The following is a 22375-nucleotide window of genomic DNA, read 5'->3' as shown; positions in this document are numbered from 1 at the left end:
GGGATGCCGCGGTCTTACTAAACATTCATGCTTAAATTAGATGGTAGTATTCATTATTTAAAACTTAATAATTTGAAAATTTTACACGATAAAACGGCTGGGACAAGGAATTTTTTACATCAATTTCCCTTTAAACAATATATGACTGCGGTTTTTTGTTGGCTCCTGTTTTATTCGGGTTCTTTAGTGGCCAATACGATAAGTGCAGGAGTAGGAAAGGCCAATATTACAAATCTAGAGGAGGGAATGGTAGCTAATGATTCTCTTTATGTCAAGGCCTTGTTGCTAGAGGATGCAGATAAAAGAATTGTATTCATTACTATTGATGTGGTGGCTTTAGAAGAAATTGGCCATATACCAGAAGGTTATCTACCTACCGTAAGGAAAATACTGAATGATCGTTTTCAAATCGATCCCGGGAATGTTTTTGTTAATGCCAGCCATTGCCATGGGATTCCCAGTGATGATGTTATTGAAAAGACAATATCTGCCGTAGCCAGGGCCACGGAAAATATTGAGCCGGTAACGTTGGGATTCAATAAAGCCCAGGAAGACCGGATATCGGTCAATCGGAGAATTAAGCTAAAGAATGGACAGGAACGCGATATACGCCATGCATATTCCATGCCTGCTGATGACGCAGTTGAAGATGTAGGCAAGATTGATCCTGAAATCGGAATCATGTGTATACAAACCCTTGATGATGATATATTAGCTGTGGTATACAATTACTCATGTCACCCCATTCAAGGTGTTCCCAGCAGAGGACGAAGGGATAATACTACGGGGTATCCTGGTTATGCCTCTGAACTGGTTGAGCAGACGCTGGATGAGGGTGCCATGGCCTTTTTTTTTCAGGGGTGCGCAGGCGATATTAATCCCGTATTATATAAGAATGTAAGTACACCGCGTAATTCCGAGACTCTGGGAGTTCTTTTGGGATCCAGAGTGTTGGAACAAATTAATGAAGTTGAAGTCTCAGATGTGGCTCTTATTCAGGTGGTTAATGATTTTGTACGCCTACCCTTGGCTGATCTGTCCGGGACGATCGATTCATTGGAAACCAGAAAAGAAGAATTGATTCGGTCCCTGCGAGGAAATAGTTTAAATTTCAAGACTTTCTTAGACTTGTATCTGAGGTACCACTTGCACGAAGAATACCCATCGTACTATGCGCACCTGTATTTACATGAAAAGAAGTTGGGAAAGGAAGAGTTTTCAATTATGGATTCGGAGAACAAGGCTCTGGTCGAGGATTATGAAGATAATATAAGTGCCATGGAAGAGATAACGGTAGTAAATGCCAATCTTTCACTATTGAAGAAGCATCAGAAAAATTATGAATCTGCTCAAGATAAGTGGTACGAAGCCGAAATAAATGTAATAAAACTTGGAAATTTTGTACTGGTTACATTTCCGGGAGAACTTTCTGTTGAAATAGGGTTGAATATCAAAAAGCAATCTCCGTTTGAGCATACCTATGTTGCTGCATATACGAATGGGTATTTATATTATGCGCCTACAGATGAACAATTGAAGAATAGAGGGGGTGCCCAGGAGGATAGTGAATGTATTTTAGGAATGGGTTGGCAAAAAATTTTTGAACAAAGGGTCAATGAAATATTACGTAATCTATAAAAGTGAAATACTAAAAAGATGGCAATAAAAGATCGAATTGTATTGATAGTCATAATACTTTCATTTGTTATGGCTGGATGCAAGGAAGAACGAAAGGCGGATGATTCAAGTACAATCCCGGATATAGCAGAGAATGAAGAAGTGGCTGAGAAACTAGCGGCTTTTGAAGGCAGAGGTGCACTAACGGACGAATCAAAACCGGTTCCATCAGATGAGGCAATAGACGCTTTTGTGATAGCGAATGATATTGATATAAAGAGAGTATTGTCGGAGCCGGAGGTGAATCAACCACTGGAAATCAGTTTTGATTCCAGGGGGCGGATGTGGGTGGTTCAATACAACCAATATCCGTATCCGGAGGGGGTGAAGATTACAGGCCTGGACAATCATTTACGGTTACAATTTGACAAGGTACCCGATGCTCCCCCTAAGGGTGTACGCGGAGCGGATAAGATTACGATTTTTGAAGATTCTGACGGAGATGGCAGTTACGATCGGTCAACGGATGCGATAACGGGTCTGAATATAGCTACGAGTGTATTGCTGGGACGGGGTAAGATCTGGGTATTGAGCCCTCCGTATTTATTGGCGTATCCAGATGAAGACGGAGACGGTTTGCCGAACGGGGATCCGGAGGTTTGTCTTCAGGGATTTGGATTGGAAGATACACATGCGGTGGCAAACAGCCTGCGTTGGGGGCCGGATGGTTGGATATACGGAGCTCAGGGCAGCACGACAACGGCGAATATCAGCTCGGAAGTATCGAAGAATGTGGCATTTCAAGGCCAGGCGATATGGAGATACCATCCTGCGGCGAAAATATTTGAGGTTTTTGCAGAAGGAGGTGGAAATACTTTTAACCTGGAAATGGATTCGAAAGGGCGAATTTATTCGGGGTACAACGGAGTGGGAAGAGGGCCTTATTTCAAACAGGGTGCGTACTACGGTAAAAGTTGGGGCAAACATGGCCCGCTGACAAATCCGTATGCATTTGGTAAATTGGAAGATATGGCGTTTGAAGGGGAGAAGGTCCGGTTTACCCATTCTTTATTGCGATATGAATCGGGGGGATTACCTTCGCGATATCAGGGGAATTTTATTGCATTGAACCCGTTGCAGGGAAATCTAGTTCTGACGAAGGTAATTCCATCTGGTTCATCTTTTCGGACGATAGATGAAGAGATCATTGTCGACACGGAGGACCGGTGGTTTCGTCCTATAGACATACAAGCAGGACCGGAAGGGAAAGTCTATTTTACGGATTGGTATGATAGCAGGTTGTCCCATGTGGACCCGCGGGATACCTGGGACAAAACAAGTGGCCGCATTTATAGTCTGGAGAGTAGGAATATTGAATATGAAAATGAAAAATTTGATCTAAGTAAGTATACAAATGAAGAATTAGTAGAATTGTTATACCATAATAACAGGTGGTATCGACAAAAAGCCCTACAACTAATTGGAGATCGGTCGGATGAGTCCATGTATGAAGACTTAAAAAGGATATTGGAAGATGAAACCGGGCAACCAGCCCTGGAAGCATTGTGGGCAATCCATTTGATTGGGAAGTTTAGTGACGAGATGATACAAAAGGCTCTGTTGCATTCGGACCCATACGTGCGGATGTGGAGCGTTCGATTAGTTGGCGATGAAAGAAAAGCGTCAAAAGCTGTGGGAGAGGCTATTATTGATTTGAGCGAGAATGAACCTAATGTTGAAGTACGAAGCCAGTTGGCAGCATCAGCGAAGCGATTACCGGGGGAAATTGCATTACCAGTATTACGGAATTTGTTGGAAGGGTACGATGATTCTGGGGATCCGGATATTCCGATGCAAATATGGTGGGCTTTGGAATCGAAGGTAGGGGTGTCCGATGGAGAGATAGTAAAGATGTTCCGGGGAAAAGAGATTTGGAACCGCCCGGTTGTGGAGGATGTATTATTGGATCGACTGATGCAGAGGTATATCCTTGTAGGTGGCGTGGACGCGTATAATACTGCCAGAGCTTTGTTTGAACTAGTATCGGAAGAGCGATCCGGAGAATTATTATTAAAGGGATTACAGGAGGGGCTTCGTGGAAAAGACTTTTCGGAATTACCGGAAGACCTGGTTCGCGCTATTTCACCATTCCGGACTTCTGGTGAAGGAGAATGGGCGATGGCCCTGAGAAAAGGAGATAAAGAGGCGCTGGAAGAAGCCTTGAAAATTGTAGAAGATTCGGGGGGTAATCTTGAAGAGCGAATATCATACATTGATATTTTAGGGGCCGGGGAGTATGACTCGGCAGTCCCGGTATTGCTGGGAATTATTGGCAGGCCTGTATTGAAAGAATCCAAGGCCGTAAAAATCAAGGCATTGAGTGCACTGCAGCGATACGACAAGGTAGAGATTGGAGAAAAGGTACTGGGAGCCTATCCTCGGATTTTGAGAGAAGATAAAGAACTGCGTTTGGCAGCATTAAGTTTATTAGTTAGCAGAGTTGAGTGGTCAAAGGCTTTACTGGACGAGATCCAGACAACAATGGTGGTTCACAAAGAAGATGTACCTATCGAATGGGTTCACCGAATGCAGTTGTTGGAAGATAAAGAGGTCAATGCGAGGATATATTCAATCTGGCCGGAGGTGAAAGAAACTACATCAGAGGAGAAAACCAAACGAATGCACGAATTGGCGGATATTATCCGGAATGGCAAAGGAGAAGTATTATCCGGAGCAGAGGTATATCGTGGTTTGTGTGGTACATGCCATAAATTATTTGATGAAGGGGGTGATATCGGACCTGAATTGACAGGGTATGATCGCCAGAACCTTAATTATTTATTAGTACAGGTAGTGGATCCCAGTGCAGATATAAGGGAAGGTTATGTTACCTATAAAGTAAAGACTCGTGATGGAAGAGTGTTGTCGGGGTTTTTGACTTCACGAAGTGAGAATGGAATTACATTGCGTCCTTATGGTGGGGAAGAAATTCCGTTTTCCATGAATGAAATCGAAACGATGGAAGCCCAGGGCCAATCACTGATGCCTGAGGGGTTGTTAGGCAGTCTCAGTGATCAGGAAGTCAGAGATTTATTTGCGTATATTATGAAAAATTAAACTTTCTTTCGATGAGATCTTTTTGCAGCATTTTGTTGGTTCTTATTAATTTCTATTTGTGCCAGGGGCAGGAAAACGCAGAGTTCCCTTTCGAATGCGAGGTGTTGGAAGAAGAAGGGGATTGGTCTGTGAAGATGGTATCGGGAATAAATAGTTTTTTACGTGAAAAGATAAAAAATGACGTTAAAGAAAGGAAGAGAAAATGGGAAAGGGCTCGGGAGGATGTCGGTAATTGGGAGTCTTTTAAAGCGGATCAGCGCGAATTTTTGAAGGAAAGATTAGGGATTACGGTTGATCGCCAGATTCCTGCTATGGAGGGAATGGAAAACTATATGCTTTCACCCTATTCAACGACTTTCGGAGGAGTAATTATACAATCGGTTCGTTGGAATGTGTATGGTGGGATGATTTCAGAAGGTTTGTATTTACGTCCGGAGGGGAAAATTAAGGCACGTGTAGTGTTGATCCCGGATGCAGACATGATTCCGGAGTTATTGGCAGGAATGGAAGAAGGCCCCGGGAATTTCAAAGGGCTAGGCTACCGTATGGCCAAATCGGGTATTGAAGTATTGATCCCCGTGTTAATAGATCGTTCGGACCAATTTTCAGGAAGTGAAATATTAGGGAGGTATACGAATCAACCGCACAGAGAGTGGTTGTACAGGCAGAGTTATGAATTGGGGCGTCACATTATAGGAGAAGAGGTCCAAAAGATATTAAGTGCGGTGGATTGGTATCAAAAGAAGAATTCGGAGAGTGATTCTGAAATTCCGATCGGGATCGCGGGTTATGGAGAGGGAGGACTTTTGGCATTATATGCGGGTGCAATTGACGACCGTGTGAAATCGACTTTGGTAAGCGGATATTTTGAAAACAGGTCTGATACTTATCAGGAACCGATTTATCGGAATACATTCGGAATTTTCAGGGAAATGGGAGATGCTGAAGTTGCGGCCTTGCATATGCCTGATTATTTAACAATAGAACATTGTTTATTTCCGGAGGTTTCAGGTCCTCCTGCGGTCCGTGATGGCCGCAGAGGAGCAGCACCCGGAACTATTCGGACACCGGATTTAACGGAAGTTGAGTCAGAATTCCAAAGAGCTTTACGGTGGTGTGCAGGTAGTGAAGGTCAAGTTGAGTTGGTGAATGCAATGGAAGAGGGCGATGAGAAGGCTTTTTCGAAAAAGGCAATAGATCGGTTTTTATCAGGATTGGATTTAGAAGAACAATTGTGGGACGGTAAAATAGATACATATGTACCCGGGAACTGGGTTTCTGCCAAAGATCGTCAAAGACGAATGGTGCGCAATATGGAATCATATTACCAAGGGGTATTGGATACTTGTGAACGTATCCGGGAAGGGTATTTCTGGGAACGGTTGAATCAAAAGGAAGGGATGGACCTAAGGGGTGCAAAAGCAGCGTTGCGGGAAAATTTGTGGTCGACACTGGGACGCCTACCGGATCCGACAGAACCGCTGGAAATACGCGCCCGCCTGATAGAATCCAATAAAGTCTGGCGACGTTATGAAGTGATATTACCAGTATGGCCGGAGGTGTTTGCATGGGGTTTGTTGACAGTGCCAATGGATATAAAGGAAGGGGAACAGCTTCCTGTCGTAGTTTGTCAGCACGGCCTGGAAGGATTGCCTTCGGATGTGGTAAATACGGATCCAAATTTCGATAAATTTCAGACTTATAAGGGGTTTGCAACGAAATTGGCAGAACGCGGATACGTGACTTTTGCTCCACACAACCCTTATCGGGGTGAAGATGATTTCCGGATATTGCAACGTATGGCCAACCCCCTGGGATATTCTTTATTTTCGATAATTATAGGACAGCATCAATGAATTTTGGAATGGCTCCAGGGACTTGACTTTACAGACCCGGATAAAATAGGTTTTTACGGGTTATCGTATGGGGGAAAAAGTGCTATGCGTATTCCTGCGGTTTTAGAAGAGTATGCTTTGTCCATTTGCAGTGGGGACTTTAATGAATGGGTTCGTAAGAACGTGTCTACTGAATTGAAGTACAGCTATGTTTTTACCAAAGAATATGAGATCTCAGAATGGAATCTTGGACAAACATTCAACTATGCGGAAATGGCGGCATTGATTGCCCCGAGGGGTTTTATGGTGGAGTATGGGTATTTTGATGGGATCGGTAGCGTGGAGTGGATTAATTATGAATTCGGTAAAGTCCGCAAACACTATGCATTAACAGGAAATTTGCAGAAACTGCGAAAAGAATTTTTTGTTGGAAAACATGAGATTAATGAAGACGGCACGTATAAGTTTTTAGATGACTTATTAAAAAGATAGTCCTGAAATGTTTTTGCAAAATATTGGTTTCAAGAATGTTATTTTGTTGATGGGGTAGTGCCTAATCAAACATTTATTATTTTTTCATTTTGGAAAAGTAAACAAGGGAGCTTCAGTATGTTTACTTGACCTGGAATATATAACAGAATATATGATTGGTGATTATAGTTCGCAATAACACTTTAATTAAATGAATAAAATTACTTTGATAATATTGTTTGGTTTTCTAAGCAGCTTTTCTATGGCCCAAACACACTTTTGGGAAAACGGGAATTCCAGCCTGGAAGGTACTCAGCTGATGGTAGACACGGCAAATATGTCGGATAAAATGCTCCGGGGTATCAATGACTATTTTGACCGGAAAATTGAGGCTTCACTTGAGAATCGTAAGGAATTCTGGGATGTTGATTTTTCCGGCAAGCAAGCCTTTGAAAATTCCATCACTGAAAACAGGAAGTCCTTTGCCAGCATTATAGGTATTGCAGACTCGCTAGACCCGGATGTTGATATGGAATATGTGTCTACAACTACTGTATCAGCTAAGGTGGCTGAAAATCATTATTTTATTGCCTATGCTGTCCGATGGCATTTATATGGGGAAGTATATGGAGAAGGGCTTCTATTACAGCCGAAGAATGACCCGAAAGCACGAATTGTGGCCATTCCGGATGCTGATCAAACTCCAGAATCTCTGGTGGGGCTGGTACCCGGCCTTCCTGCTGAATTACAATATGCCCGGCATCTGGCCGAGACAGGATGCCAGGTGGTTATTCCTACGATCGTCGACCGGACTGACAGTCTGTCCGGTAATGAACGATTAGTTCGGCACACAAACCAACCTCACCGTGAATGGATATACCGACAGTCCTATACCTTCGGTCGCCATATTATTGGGTATGAAGTGCAAAAAATAATAGCTGCGATCCATTGGTTTGAAATACAAAACCGTGAACGTGAAATTCCAATAGGAGTAGTGGGCTGGGGCGAAGGCGGGTTGCTGGGTTTATACAGTTCTGCAATCGATACCCGCATCGATGCAGCCTTGATCAGTGGATATTTCGGGAAGCGTGAAGATTTGTGGAAGGAGCCCATTTATCGCAATGTGTTTGGATTGCTACATGAATTTGGTGATGCGGAAATTACCCGGTTAATTGCTCCCCGAAAGTTGATTGTCGAATATGCGGAATCGCCGGTAATTACAGGCCCTCCACCTCCCAGGAAAAGCAAGGGCGGAACGAGGACTACTGAATCTGCAGCCCCGGGCAAAATAATGACCCCATCATTTGAAGACCTGATTCAGGAAGTGACCAGAGCCAGAGAATTATTAGGTAAATACAGCGAATCCATTCGATTTACTCACGATAACGGAAAAACTACCGGTCCCGTGAGCCAAAAAAGTTTGCTCGCATTTCTGAATGCATTGGGAACGGATATCCGGGGTATAACTCCAAATGGCACCATTCCCAAAGTTCATTTGACCGATTTTAATTTCCGGGAAAGGCAACTTCGCCAGGTTCTCCAACTGGAACAGTATACGCAGCAACTCATCCATAAATCCCGGCATGTACGGGATACGTTTTTTTGGGATAAGACGACGGTTACCAATCCTACTCAATGGAAGGAAAATATGGATGGTTTCCGGGATAAATTATGGAACGATGTAATTGGTCGTATTCCTGCGAGTCAGCTTCCTCTCAACCCGCATTCCAGGCAAATATTCAACGAAGACGACTGGGCGGGGTACGAGGTTACATTGGATGTGCTGCCGGGCGTCATGATGTGGGGATACCTGCTCATTCCAAAGAATTTGAAAGAAGGCGAAAAGCGGCCTGTGATCGTGGCTCAACATGGTGGAAGCGGCCTTCCGGAAGTGGTGATGGACCCAAACAGCACTACTTACAAGGCCTTTGCCACCCAATTGGTGGAAGAGGGTTATATTGTATTTGCACCCCATTTCCCGTGGCGTGGCGGACATCCGTACCGGGACATACAACGAAAAGCGAATCCCCTTGGATTATCTGTATTTTCTATTATTTTAAATCAACATGAAACGCTGCTCCGATGGTTGATGATGCAACCCTGGGTGGATGCCGAAAGAATAGGATTCTATGGGCTTTCCTGGGGAGGTAAGGTCGCGGTCAGGGTTCCGGCCCTTGTAGAAGGATATAGTCTGTCCGTTTGCTCCGGGGATTTTAACGAATGGATCTGGAAAAACGCTACGACCGACTGGCCAAACAGCTATATATTTGTTCCGGAATATGAAATGTTTGATTTTAATCTTGGGAGTACCTTTAATTACGGCGAGATGGCAGCGCTTATAGCCCCGCGGCCATTTATGGTGGAACGGGGACATCGTGATGGGGTGGGCATTGATGAATGGGTAGCTTTTGAATATGCAAAAGTCAGGCGGCTTTACGATGAATTGAATATTCCTGTCAATACATCAATCGAATACTTTAATGGCGTACATGAGATAAATGCTAAAGGTACTTTCGAATTTATTAGACAACATTTTGGCCGAATAGACTAAACCTCACCCCCAGTCGGTGGGTCATATTTTTGTCAAAAATCTCGAAAGTCTGAAGCTGAAATTATATTTTTCATTTTTATGTACTGATAAAAATTAAGAAATCAAATCAATAATAAACTAGTCATTATTTTGCAGAGTAATGAAATATTAGAAAATCAAATGGAATAGGAAATTCCGTGGTCGTCAAAATGTGACATCAGTGTTTTAGTGGTAATGAATAAGGGTAATGTGTCACGGAAGAACAAGGTTGATATAATATCCCTTTCCTGAGTAATATGGATAACTAGGATAAATGCAGGATTCCCTATCTAAGGAATGTTGATGGATTTTAAAATTTTTTCTGGATCCTCACAGTGGGAAACGGTATTATTGTTTGATAAATTTTTACGTACTATGTTCAGAATATCAAATTTGTTACATATTAGAGGAATAGTTGTCATAGCTATATGTATAATTTATGGACGCATTGAAGCTACTAGCGTTAAAGATTTTGGTGCGGTAGGCGATGGTGTGACCGATGATACCGAAGCGATTGTTACTGCGATTCATGCAGCAGAAGATGGAGAATTATTCTTTAGTAAAGGAACATATAGGATTTCTAAAAGCATCGAAATTGAATTGGAAAAGTATGGTCCATTAGTGATTAAGGGAGCTGCGGGTGCTTCAACCATTGCAATGGAAGGTTCAGGGGCTGCCTTTATCATCCGTGGTACACACGAAGGTTCGGCATTGCCTGCTTCCGTAGGAGACCGGGTGTGGGCAATGGAAAAGTTTTGCACTATTGAATCACTCGAGATTGTCGGTAAACACGAAGAATCGGACGGAATTCAATTAATTGGCCTTATGCAACCTGTTGTTAGAAATTGTCTTTTGCGGAATGTTCGTTATGGAATTCATTTATCAAATCGAAACCGAAATGTTTTATTATTAGGTAATCATATATATAACTGTCGGAAAATCGGAGTGTTTCTGGATGAAGTTAATATCCATCAAATTAATATTAATGACAATCATATTAGTTACTGTAAATTCGGTGGAATTGTAATACGTAATTCAGAAATACGAAACATTCAGATCGTAGGGAATGATATCGAGTACAATTTTGACGCAGATTCCGAAACTCCTTCAGCTGATCTATATTTTGATATATCAGAGAAAGGAAGTATTCGGGAAGGCACTATATCGGGGAATAATATTCAGGCTATGGAAAGCCCAGGAGGGTCCAATATCAATTTTAAGGGAAATCCGGATAACAGCGTCAAGATCGGTTTATTGAGCATTACAGGGAACCATATTAGTAATCAAGAGACACTGGTTAAACTAAAAAACGTGAAGGGGGTCAGCATTACTGGTAATACCTTTATACGTGGGTATAATCGACATATGTCAATTGAGTCTTCGAAAAATATAGTCATTCAGGGCAATGTGTTTGACCACAACACTGACTATTTTAAGAACAATATTACATGTAAAGGAGGAATCCGTTTGCTGTTGTGCCGGGACATCATATTTAGTGACAATATATTAGAAGGGGTTAACAGAGGGGGGCTTGATAGGGGAGGGGCTTTGGAAATTGAGCAAAGCAATAGGGTCTCTATCAATACATCTCATATTCTTAACTCCAATTTTCGTGGGATAGAAGTAGTTCGATCCGAAAAAGTTTCTATTACTCATTGCCTGTTATCAAATGATTCGGATGAAGTAATGATCGATGGAATATTAGTAAGAGGATTATGCAATAATCTGAATATCGATCAAAATCGAATAGATAAGACTAAAAGAGGACAGGTTTTTCGTATAGATGATTAGGGATATTCTCTGGTTAACATTGTTCTGTAAGAGTCCTTTGCAGTCGTTGGATAATTATAAAGGGAAAATATGTTAAGATTAGTTGATAATACTTTTAAAATATAATTAATCCCTAAATACCCATTCAATACCCAGTCTTACAGTAGGGTCCATTAAGGGATAATTATGGACATCGTAAAGGGGACCGTCATTCCAAATTAGATTCATGTTTTCCCCCCGTACATAAAATTTAAAAGATTTAACCCGGAAGACAAAAAATGGATCAATCCTGTATTCTTTTCCCAGTTCAATATTCGAACCAGCAGGTATAAATGCTTGAGTGTACGGAAGGTAATATGATGCTCTATGGCTGGTTTTCCAAAGAACTTTTACGCCCAAATTCAAATGCATCCGGTTTTTGAACCATTTATCTTCAATGAAAATCGCATGATCTCCCATTAAGTTAGGGAGTCCCAGAATATTTTTTTCTTCATTTATATATTGTAATGACAACCTGTTTTGTATATGCAAAACACTTAATTTTAGATCGATACAGGGTTCTATCAGAATCGCCAATTGATCCAACCTGTTAGGAAGCCCTTCTGAATCGAAATAATGTAAATTGGTTTGGAAAATTTGTTCGACTTTGACGGATGTTTTTATTGATTGTGTAGAATAATTTATTTCCCCGCCTAACACTTGTGAAAATGTTGATTGTGGGTTATTATTCCATAGTGTTTCCCCGGATATGTTCAATCTTCTATAAACCCATGGAGCGGCGGTTCGACTAAAATTAGCAAATCCTTTAACTTCCAGTCCCTTCCATCTTCCCGAAATTTCACCGTCAAGAGTAAAATAGATATTATCGTCGAAAACCCGTAAGTCTAAATGGGAGCCTAGCGAAAAAAACGCCGTATTAAATGCTAAAGACGCTTGCTGTACAATCTCTTGCCATTTCCTATCAAATAGGTTATATTCAATTTTATTAAAATTTATCCCTGTTTTTGATTCAAGTGAAAAGATAGATTTTGTTGAATCAGCTATTTCAATTATGGCATGCGGGAATGTTGAGTTTTTATTGATAAAGGAATTGATTCCTGATTCTGCCACCTGATAAGCCTGGTAATAGTTGGAGTCTATAGGAGATGGGGCATTCATAGTTATCTTCCGTTGTTCAAGATCAAATCCTCCTCCGAGTGATATTCTGTATTTATCAAAAGAAATGGCTTTGAGCTTCAGTCCGGCCCTTCCTTTTTTGATATCATCCCGGGTTTGTCCAGTTGAAAACTGTGTTGGAATTGATATGCGATTGTTGTACCTGGGTTCACCAAAAAGGCTATCTGTTGTAATGCCTCCATTTATAGACTGTTGAAAAACCTCAGAGGCGAATAATATATAGCCATTCCAATTTTTGTGGTCATAGATTAAACCCGTATGGAAAATGGTATTATAACTTTGCTGATTTACATAATTGCTAGTGAAATTATGCCGACTGTGGTCGATAGTAAAGCTCAAATCCTGAAACTTCCGGGCAAAGTATCCGTCAAACATACTTTGATTTACTTGCGGGGTCTGCCGGTAGGTCACTTTGGTGATTGGAAGTCCATTCTTAATAAAAAGCAGATTATCGAAATTCTTTCTGTAAAAGTCAAATGCCCTGAATCCCAGATTCCATCCTGCATTTTGGGGGAGGAAGAAATGTGCCTCAGCGCCTGGAGAGCCACTATAACCTAGTTGGGAGATATACGGCCAGGAATATTCCTTAGGGTCAATTTGATAAAAGTTGCCATTCAAAAGAGTATCAGTAATTTGATCCTCTAATTCTTGATTGAGGTAATTGATATATGTAATGGTATCGTGAATTTCCTGATGTTGGTGACCCGATTGTGCTGATATATTGCCTTGCGAAATACCTTTAAAAGTCAGGATGTTCCCGATGCAAAGTAAAAAAAGAATTCTGATATTTTCGGGACGAATTACCAAATGATATAATTCCTTGGTTTTATAAATCTAATATCGCTGGGTTCATTCCCATTGAGGAAAATCCTCCATCGTGAAATAGGTTTTGCATAGTAACCAACCGGGTATAATCCGAAAATAAAGTTATACAATACTCAGCGCATGCATCTGCAGAAGCATTTCCCAATGGCGACATTTTATCTGCGTATTCAAAGAAATCATTAAATCCTTTAATTCCCTGGCCAGCAGTGGTCATAGTGGGAGATTGGGAAATAGTATTTACACGGACGTTGTTCTTTTGGGCCCAGTGGTAGCCAAAACTTCTGGCAAAAGATTCCAAAAGAGCTTTGGATTCAGCCATCTCGCTATAGTCAGGGAATGTTCTTTGCGCAGCTATATAGGTCAAAGCTAGAATAGATCCCCATTCGTTTACGGCATCTTTTTCCATAGCTACTTGCATTACTTTGTGAAAAGAAATTGCAGATACATCAAAGGTCTTTTGCATCCAGTCATAATTGAGGTTTGTGTACTCTCTTTTTTTTCTGACATTGACGGACATCCCAATTGCATGAAGGATAAAGTCAATTTTCCCCCCCAAGGCTTTCATTGAATCATCGATTAAAGATTCTATGTCTTCAATTTTTGTTGCGTCTGCAGGAATGATTTTGGCATCTAACTTCTCTCCCAATTCCTGTAATTTTCCAAATCTCATAGCTACAGGTGCATTTGTTAATGTGATCTTGGCACCTTCAGCCACGGCTTTTTCAGCAATTTTCCAAGCTATGGATTGTTCATCTAATGCTCCAAAAATTATTCCTTTTTTCCCGGACAATAAGTTATTAGACATAGAATTCAATTTTTTTTAATCAGCTTATCATTGTGGTAATTGCCAGATCTTCATTTCCTCTGAACTGATTACCGATTAAAGATGAATGTTAATAATTAAAGTTTGGCATTGTATGACAATTCCAAAAACGAATTTATAAAATAATTAATTACTTTGCGCTTGTTCCAAAAGATACTTTGCATTTTCAATGGCTGAGGCTCCGGGGGGATTGCTGCTCATCATTATGGCAAGTTCGTTAATCCTTTCATCTAATGTTAGATTTTTTATGAAAGTCCTGGTTTGTTTTTTACTTACTTCCTTGTAAACAAAAAGGTGTTCGTCGGCTTTGGAAGCAACTTGTGGAGAATGTGTAATACAAATAACCTGATGACTACGGGATAAGTTGTGTAATAATTGCCCCATTTTATTGGCTGCTGCTCCCGATACACCCGAATCAATTTCATCAAAGACAATGGTAGGAAGTGGTATAGATTGGGCTACTAACGCTTTTATAGAGAGTGCCAATCGAGAGATTTCCCCGCCCGATGCAACCTTTTCAATAGACTCCATAGGGATCCCGGGATTAGCAGAAAATAAGTAATTTATCTTGTTTTGACCATATTCGTCAAGCTCTTCATTTTGTAACAATTCTATCGTGAATTGGGATTTGTCCAATTGCAACATGGCCAATCTTTTCAGAACTTCCTTTTCGATTTTGGCCTTTACTTTATTTCGGGTAGCGGATATCCCTTTAGCCAATTCCCGTAATTGTTTTTCTTCTCTCGTAATTTCCCTGGACAGCTCTTCTGTTAGGTTATCTGCATCATTTATGTTAGATAATTCTACTTCAAATTTTTCTTGTAAAACTGGAATTTCATCCGCATCCTCCAACTGATGCTTTTTCATTATCCTGAAAATATCAGACATCCGGGACTCAATTTGTTCTGACCTTCCGGGCTCAACCTCAATGTCCTCTGAAATTAATGAGAATTCATTTTTAATATCCTCTAATTCAATCCATGAACTTTCCAATCTTTCGGACAAAGCCTGAAGAGGGGCGAAATCAATTTTTAAGCTATTAATGCTTTGGGATAAACTGCGCATTTGATCCAGGATATTGGTTTCTGAATCTTCGAAAATAAATCGAGCGTTTGATACTATTTCTTCTAAAAATTCAGCATTTTTGACCAAAGCTAACTCTTGTTCCAGCTCTTGAAATTCCTCTATGCGATATTGTAAATTGATAATTTCATTTAGTTGGAATTCCAGAAAATCTTGCTTTTGTCTAAGCTTTGAGGATTCTTCCTTTAGTGTCTTTAGTTCGCGTTCTTTTTCTTTAAGTTCCCGGTATTTTGTTTGATAATCTTTTACTATTGCTTGTTGCCCGGATAAGCTATCTATGATTTGAAATTTAAAGTCTTTTTGCGACAAAAATCGATTATCGAATTGTTCGTGAATGTCTATTATTTTATCTGCAATATTGCGAAGAGTTGAAAGGGTGACAAGATTATCATTAATAAAGGCTCTTGATTTTCCATTTGCTCGTATTTCTCTACGAATTAAACTTTTGGCTTCATAATCAATGCCTTCTTCTCCAAATAAGTTGGTAAGTTGATAGGATGAAATATCAAAACTACCTTCAATAACACAGGCTTTATCTTCATTTTTTACGACAGAAGTATCAGCTCGCTGGCCTAGCAGGAGGTTTAGGGCCCCCAGTAGAATTGATTTACCCGCTCCGGTTTCTCCGGTGATTATCGTCAATTGATTAGAAAAATCAATTTTAATGTCGTCAATTAGAACAAAGTTTTTGATATGTAAATTTAATAGCATTATCCAGTTAAATTTCCTGCGTCAAATATCAATAAAAGTTTAGACTATTCTATGATTAATACATCAATAATATATATATCATCTAAACTCAACGAATAGTTACAGTTTTCGATTGATTAGGGAGCAAGGCCATTTCCTATGATACTTTAAGGAAAAGTAGGTAGAAATTTACCTGAAAGACTCCTTCTCATACAATATAGGATTGGCCTCCTCAGGCATCAAAGACCTTCTTTCTAAGAAATGATTATAATATAATCTACTTTTACAACAATCCTATAATCCGGATTTTTTAATGTAGTATAGTCTAAATTGGGCTTAAAATTCATCGATACTGGGATTCGTATACATTCATTTTTTGTAATTGAAGAAAAGAATCCTTCCGAAATAAGCACTTTGCACTTCTCCACTTGTTAAAATTATTTGATTCAATGATTTTTGAAAATCAAATTACACTGAATGATTTTCTGTCTTCATTTATAATTGTTTTGGTGTGTATCTGAATCATTTAACGTAATTTTTGGATATTTGGCGTTAGTATTATAAAGTGTTATTATTATCATTGTTGAGCAGCTAGGAATTTTATCTTATAATATGCCAGGAGTGGGATGTTCTTGGACTGATATTGTGAAAATTTTGATCAATTCCACCAAATTAACAAAATTTAAATAGCAAGCTTTCGTTTCAAGATAGGATTCGTGTATTGAATTTTTATTATCTTTATTTATCGATTTTAGATGATTTATATGAAATTAAGATATATAGTATTAGGATTTGTTTTTACATTTCTATTGGGAATAGGGAATATTCGTTCTCAGGATATTCATTATTCGCAGTTTTATATGGCCCCTCTGCATTTGAATCCTGCAATGGCAGGTGTTATGAATTGTAACTATCGCGTCATAGCTAATTATCGGAACCAATGGGCTACAGTACTTACGAATCCTTTTAATACATTCTCAGCATCATACGATCAAAAAATACCTGTGGGACGTAGTGATTACTTCGGATGGGGTGCTTCTGCCTGGGGAGATGTAGCCGGTGAGGCTAAATACAAGCAGGTAATGGGGCGATTAACGGGTTCGTTTAGTAAAAAGCTTTTTGGTGACCGAAACACTTCACACTACCTGGTAGCAGGTGCTGATGTAGGCATTAATCAAAGGGGAATTGATGTGAATGCTTTGCGATTTGGTAGTCAGTATGATCCGATTACTGGGGTTTTTGATCCGGGAGCACCTCCGGATCCAAGCATTGACCTCTATTCTCCCGTTACGTTTTTTGATGTTTCCGGAGGTCTGTTATGGTTTTCGGTTTTTGACGAGCGGACAAATTTCTATGCAGGTGTATCAATGGCTCATATGAATAAACCGAATATTTCTTTATTAGGTAATGATGAATACAGGCTTTACCAACGATGGACTTTTCACGGAGGGGGTGAAGTACCAATAAGCAATACGGTGAGTTTAGTACCTGGATTTGTTGTATTTGATCAGGGTCCGTCTTTTGAAGGGAATATTGGAAACTCTTTCCGTTTTGACATGGGATCTACTGAATTTTTCTCGCAGTCTTTTGAGGTTGGAGCATGGTTGAGAATGGTCAAGAATTATGTAAGTGACGAACATACAAAATTAGGACCTGAATCGGTCATATTATCTGCCAGGTTCAATTACAATGAATTTGGAATTGGTTTTTCCTATGATTGGAATATTTCTGAATTAAGGGAAGCATCAAGGGGAAATGGAGCTTTTGAATTTTCATTAAATTATTTAATTTGTGGTGCTGAAAATAGAGGGGTGTATTGTCCCACTTTCTAATAATCTATAACTCTAAGAAACATGTTCGGGAAGAAAAATGACCAGAATAACAAAGAATTTTCGGGTAATAGCAGATCCTACACCGGCGGTGATGGACACAATATTATAGTGGGTAGTACCCAGCTGGAAGGGAAGGTCATATCAGAAAGTGACTTTAGGATTGATGGTACTTTCAAAGGGGATTTAAAATGTGATGCCAAAGTAATAATTGGTACTGAAGGAAGCTTTGCAGGAGATATTACCTGTCAGAATGCTGTGATAGAAGGGGCTTTTGAAGGGAATTTAAACGTGAAAGAAGTTTTATATGTTAGGGAATCTGCCAATATCAAGGGAGATGTGGTAACCGGTAAATTAGTAGTACAATCCGGGTCAATCTTTGAAGTTAATTGTCGAATGACTGAATCTCAGGGGATCTCAGAGTTTGAGATAGAAGAAGAGTCGATTGTAGAAAATGAATAAAGGAATTTCTGACCTTTATTGAAAAAAGCAAATAATTTCAATAATTCCCCTATATTAAGGTTCAGATTTATATGAGCTTTTAAATGATCTTATGGCTGGAACCTTTCAAAAGGTAATTGCGCGTTTTACGGTATTGTTATTTGCCTTATTATTTGGAGTATCTTACTTTTATTGTAATTGTTATCACTGGCCTTTATTTATTTTTTTATTTCTCTTCTTTCTTTTTTATCTGATGCTTAGTTTTTGGGGGAAGACGTTACTTGTCCAATCGAAATTAAACCCCATGTCCTACTTGTTTTTGTCATTCGCTGTAAAAGCGGCTTTGATAATTGGTTTTGCTTTTGTCCTAATGAAATTATTTGAAGCTGATCAGAAGTTAATTCTCTTGCTATATGTATTGAGTTATATATTGGCGAGTGTCTTTGATTTTATTTTACTTAGTTTTAGGAAAACTAAAAATGAGAGTGAATGAAAGCCCATGTCAACCAGCATTTTAAATTTGACCAGATTGATTTTGAGGAAGCCTCATTTGAAAAAGTTTCCGAATACGAATTTATCTGTTATTACAAAGGAGAAAAATATAGAATAGAATTGACGGGATTCGATATAAGAGAAAAGAGTTTTGACGTATTTGTAAACGGTTATTCTTTTGCGGTTAAATTAGAAGATCAATTGGATGAAATAGTATCCCGGATCCGACAGATCGCTAATAAGGAATCAGGGGGAAATGAAATTACTGCCCCTATTCCGGGATTGATCAAGGAAGTCTTTGTAAGCGAAGGTGAGTATTTGGAGAAAGATAAACCCGTATTATTATTGGAAGCAATGAAGATGGAAAATGTTATTAGTGCCCCTGAAAACGGTACAATCCGGGAAATTGGTGTAGAGAAAGGGGAAAATGTAAAAAAAGGAAGTCTTCTTTTCGTAATGGAAGCGACCTAAATGGTAATGATTAAAAGGACCAATAATATAAGCCTAACTACGATTAATTAGAATTTGATATTATAATTTTTTTCAAGAAAACGCTTATATTCATCCAATCGATCACCAGTTATTATATGACGGTAGTTGGTAATAGATAAGGGGTAGGTAAAAATTTCCAATCCTTTTTTAAAGTCTGCTGATTGTTTTTGAACGACGTCATAATATTTGAGGACTTCATCCTGGTTGTTAAACCTTCTGATCAACAAAGCTGCTTCTTTCTTACCGCTATTTGATATTTGGACTCGGGTCGTGGTCAGGTCTTCGTTGCTATAATAAGTAGAATTGAAATTTGATATATTATTCTTGACATCATTTATGACGCTGGCAGATGGAACTGTGACTAGGAGATAATGCGGAATGTTTTTTACTTTTTCACTAAATACTCCTTCTCCTGTAGAATTTTGAGCTGAAGTTATATTCGTATTGACGCCGGCATCCAGAATTTGGAGATAATTTCTTGCTTGTTGTCCTTCTTCTGAATTTGGGTAATTTGCTACCACGTATTTTAACTTCTCTATATAAGAATCGCGCCCCTGAGTTTTTCCAGTAGCCAATGCTCCTAACATTGAAAATTTGGGAAGGTAGAGTTTATCATCTTTGAACATATTCATGGCCTGATCCGTCATTTCAATTACGGATTCATAATCCTCATTATTATAGGATCTCATCATCCTTTGATACGCACTTTCTGCTACAGTTTCTTTTCCGAGATCAGGTCTTGAAGAATTTAAGATGTTTTTGGCAATATCCGTATCTGAAAAGGACTTATCAAACCTTTTCTTATACATTTCAGCTTTCGCACTGTTGCCCATTTCTTTTTCATTCATATATAGAATGTACAAGGCTTCAGCCTCCATTTCTCTCGGAGGTTGGTTTTCAATTAACTTTAGTAGGGTCTCGTTACTTTTATCCAGTTTGTCTAGATCAGACCTAAAACTAAATCCCATTTCAAGCAGAGAGCCATTTATAATATTTTTGGATTTTGATTTTTCTTCTTCTGTCTCAGGGACATCCTTTAGTATTTCATCAATTTCTGTTTCGGAAATCCCAAAGGAAATAGTTCTTCCTTCTCCTGCTTCCCCTTCTATATCTACGGAAAAAGAACCTTGACCACTGGTTCTCCAATTATCTTCAAGAGAGCGGTTACCCCAGGTTTTTTCGAACGATTTTTGTCCTTTTTTAATTTTATTTTCGTCGTACGCAAAGAAAGTGGATGTCGCTTGACCAGAATTACCAAATCGCGATTGTGAAATAGGTTGCGGTGCAGATTTTGATTGCGAGGCGTTTTGTTCGTTTTGATTTTTCAGAGACTCTTTTTTAATTTTCAGTGCTAACGCTTTCTTTTCGGCATCCGAGTAGGCCGAAATTCTCAATAAACTATCTTGTAATTCTATAGCTTGTTGTGCTTTAGCTACAGTAGTTAATTTACTGGCAAGACCCTTTACTCTTTTGAATCTAGAATCTCCTTCGGCTAAAACGGTCAATGTTGAATCAAAATAATTTTTTGATGGTAGATACTGATCGTTTTTATAGTAATAATCAGCTATTGTATAATAAGCGTTTGCCTGTGTTTTTGGTTTTGATTTTATTTCTAAAGATGATATTTTTTTTAGTGTATTGATTCCTTCCTTAAACTGTCCATTGTCCATTTGGAGGGTTCCCATGGTATAGTAAATCTCACCTGCATATTCAGCATTATTTTCATTTTTTAGCATTTTTTCCAGGCCTTTTACCAAATCACCTCCTCCCAATTTCAAAATGCTTAGTTGTGCATAGAAGTCAGTTTCATAGCGGGGCTTAAGGTCTCTTACAATTTCAAAATATTCAATGGCTTCACTATTGTTATTTTGGCTGGATTTAATTTGACCGGCTAAAAAGGCCAGTCGAATTTTTTGACTTTTATCAATATTACGTTTTAATGCCTGGTCAATGGCTGTTACTGCTTCTGAGAATTGTTTTGATTTGATATAGTTATCAATAAGAGCAATAATAGCCTCATTTCTTATGGTCGGGAAAGTTTTTGGATTTTTAATTAAATCCGTTAGGCGTGCTTGGGCAGAAAAATAATTTTCTTGAGCCGTCCAGGTCCTTGCTTGCCAAAGCTGACCTTCCTGATAGGCAGGTTTGTGTTTAAATGCATAACTTTCAGGATCCGGTTCAGCAGGTAATATCCACTCTCCGGTTGGGAAGGGAGGGGTATTGGAGTTCGAGGCTAATAGTTCTTCATTATTGCTTTTTTCCTCCTCATCTTCGGGTGCCATTTGAGGTATTTCTTCTTGTTTTTCCTCTTCTGTAGGTCTTTCTTTGTTGCCTCTTCTGGTATTATTTCTGCGGCTTTTCTTTTTTCGTTTTTTTCTTCGCTCCTTTATTTCTTTTTCCCTTTCCTTTCGGAGATCTTCTCTCTTTTTATACGTCTCCCTTGAAATTTTTTCCCTTCTTTCTTTTTCATTACGGCCTGACCTTTCAATGGTTTCTTCTTCGAGGTCTATGGGGTCAAAATTATTCGTAAGGTATTGGAATGCTGCTGCGGAAGCTTTGTAATCTTTCTTGACAAAATTAGCTTTTCCCATCATGAGATAATTGTCATCCAACCAATGACTTTGTGGGTGAAGAGCAGATACAGTGGTTACTTTCTCAACAACGAGGTCTAAATTTGCGTATTGGTTTTCGACATTGCGATTAGCCATGTATGGGTATACAGGAATAAGGGTATCATAGTCTTCTATATAATCCTGATTTAAAGCAGCAATACTTTCTTGTAATAAAATATCAGCGTTAAAATACCCATTGTATCGAGAGGTTGTATTGTGATATAATTTGCCAAGAAATGATAGGTCTTCTTTCTCTTTTTGAACTGTACAAGCAGTTAAAAGAAATACTAAAGATAATAAAAGAAAGCCTTGCCTAATCATTATATGGTTTTAATCTACAAATATATTAAATAAAGTATTAATGTGATCCATTATGTTTCAAAAACATTAAAATTCACGCTATCTGGTTCGATAAAACAAATTATTGAAATACTCACATAATATCTTGCGTTATCGTATTAATTCAACCAATGATTAAACGGATTTTATTTGTGGATATTCTTCAACTGCTTGAAATACTGAATGTGAAATTT

Annotated in this window: 13 protein-coding genes; 9 read left to right on the top strand and 4 right to left on the bottom strand. The window is 39.1% G+C overall.

The features are described 5' to 3' along the window. Positions 1–72: 72 nt before the first annotated feature. From LVD47_RS04810 to LVD47_RS04785, 6 genes are all read left to right on the top strand, one after another. Entirely contained in the window at positions 73–1638 is a 1566-nt protein-coding gene (locus LVD47_RS04810; RefSeq protein ID WP_236974414.1) for a hypothetical protein, read from the top strand. A gap of 18 nt (positions 1639–1656) precedes the next feature. After that, positions 1657–4734 (top strand): DUF7133 domain-containing protein, encoded by a 3078-nt coding sequence (locus tag LVD47_RS04805; RefSeq protein ID WP_236974413.1) that lies wholly within the window; start codon positions 1657–1659, stop codon positions 4732–4734. 11 nt (positions 4735–4745) lie between these two features. After that, positions 4746–6590, top strand: coding sequence for a hypothetical protein (locus LVD47_RS04800; protein ID WP_236974412.1), 1845 nt, complete (start codon positions 4746–4748; stop codon positions 6588–6590). A gap of 3 nt (positions 6591–6593) precedes the next feature. Next, positions 6594–7061, top strand: a complete 468-nt coding sequence (locus LVD47_RS04795) for a hypothetical protein (protein ID WP_236974411.1) — start codon at positions 6594–6596, stop codon at positions 7059–7061. A 190-nt stretch (positions 7062–7251) separates the two neighbouring features. Then, positions 7252–9591 (top strand): dienelactone hydrolase family protein, encoded by a 2340-nt coding sequence (locus LVD47_RS04790; RefSeq protein WP_236974410.1) that lies wholly within the window; start codon positions 7252–7254, stop codon positions 9589–9591. A gap of 393 nt (positions 9592–9984) precedes the next feature. After that, complete coding sequence (locus LVD47_RS04785) at positions 9985–11400, top strand: right-handed parallel beta-helix repeat-containing protein (protein ID WP_236974409.1); 1416 nt, start codon at positions 9985–9987, stop codon at positions 11398–11400. 105 nt (positions 11401–11505) lie between these two features. Here the strand turns inward: LVD47_RS04785 and LVD47_RS04780 are convergent, their stop codons facing one another. The 3 genes from LVD47_RS04780 to recN all read right to left on the bottom strand — a co-directional run bounded on the left by LVD47_RS04780 (position 11506) and on the right by recN (position 15997). Next, positions 11506–13362 carry a putative porin gene (locus tag LVD47_RS04780; protein WP_236974408.1) on the bottom strand — a complete coding sequence of 619 codons (1857 nt, stop codon included), beginning with the start codon at positions 13360–13362 and terminating at the stop codon, positions 11506–11508. Between the two features lie 19 nt (positions 13363–13381). Then, the gene (locus LVD47_RS04775; protein ID WP_236974407.1) at positions 13382–14185 is read right to left on the bottom strand and encodes an enoyl-ACP reductase FabI; all 804 of its coding nucleotides are present in this window, start codon (positions 14183–14185) and stop codon (positions 13382–13384) included. Between the two features lie 144 nt (positions 14186–14329). Continuing rightward, entirely contained in the window at positions 14330–15997 is a 1668-nt protein-coding gene (gene recN / locus LVD47_RS04770) for a DNA repair protein RecN (protein WP_236974406.1), read from the bottom strand. A 743-nt stretch (positions 15998–16740) separates the two neighbouring features. On the opposite strand from recN, the gene LVD47_RS04765 reads away from it, so the two are divergent. From LVD47_RS04765 to LVD47_RS04755, 3 genes are all read left to right on the top strand, one after another. Next, positions 16741–17808 carry a PorP/SprF family type IX secretion system membrane protein gene (locus LVD47_RS04765; protein ID WP_236974405.1) on the top strand — a complete coding sequence of 356 codons (1068 nt, stop codon included), beginning with the start codon at positions 16741–16743 and terminating at the stop codon, positions 17806–17808. Between the two features lie 21 nt (positions 17809–17829). Then, complete coding sequence (locus LVD47_RS04760) at positions 17830–18267, top strand: bactofilin family protein (RefSeq protein WP_236974404.1); 438 nt, start codon at positions 17830–17832, stop codon at positions 18265–18267. A 468-nt stretch (positions 18268–18735) separates the two neighbouring features. Continuing rightward, positions 18736–19209, top strand: a complete 474-nt coding sequence (locus LVD47_RS04755) for an acyl-CoA carboxylase biotin carboxyl carrier protein subunit (protein WP_236974403.1) — start codon at positions 18736–18738, stop codon at positions 19207–19209. A gap of 47 nt (positions 19210–19256) precedes the next feature. On the opposite strand, the gene porW is transcribed toward LVD47_RS04755, so the two are convergent. Beyond that, entirely contained in the window at positions 19257–22163 is a 2907-nt protein-coding gene (gene porW / locus LVD47_RS04750; protein WP_236974402.1) for a type IX secretion system periplasmic lipoprotein PorW/SprE, read from the bottom strand. Between the last annotated feature and the right edge of the window lie 212 nt (positions 22164–22375).

The organism is Membranihabitans maritimus (assembly GCF_021729145.1).
In the GTDB taxonomy this organism is placed as follows: Bacteria; Bacteroidota; Bacteroidia; order Chitinophagales; family Saprospiraceae; genus Membranihabitans; species Membranihabitans maritimus.
This window is presented reverse-complemented; position numbering and strand designations above follow the sequence as displayed.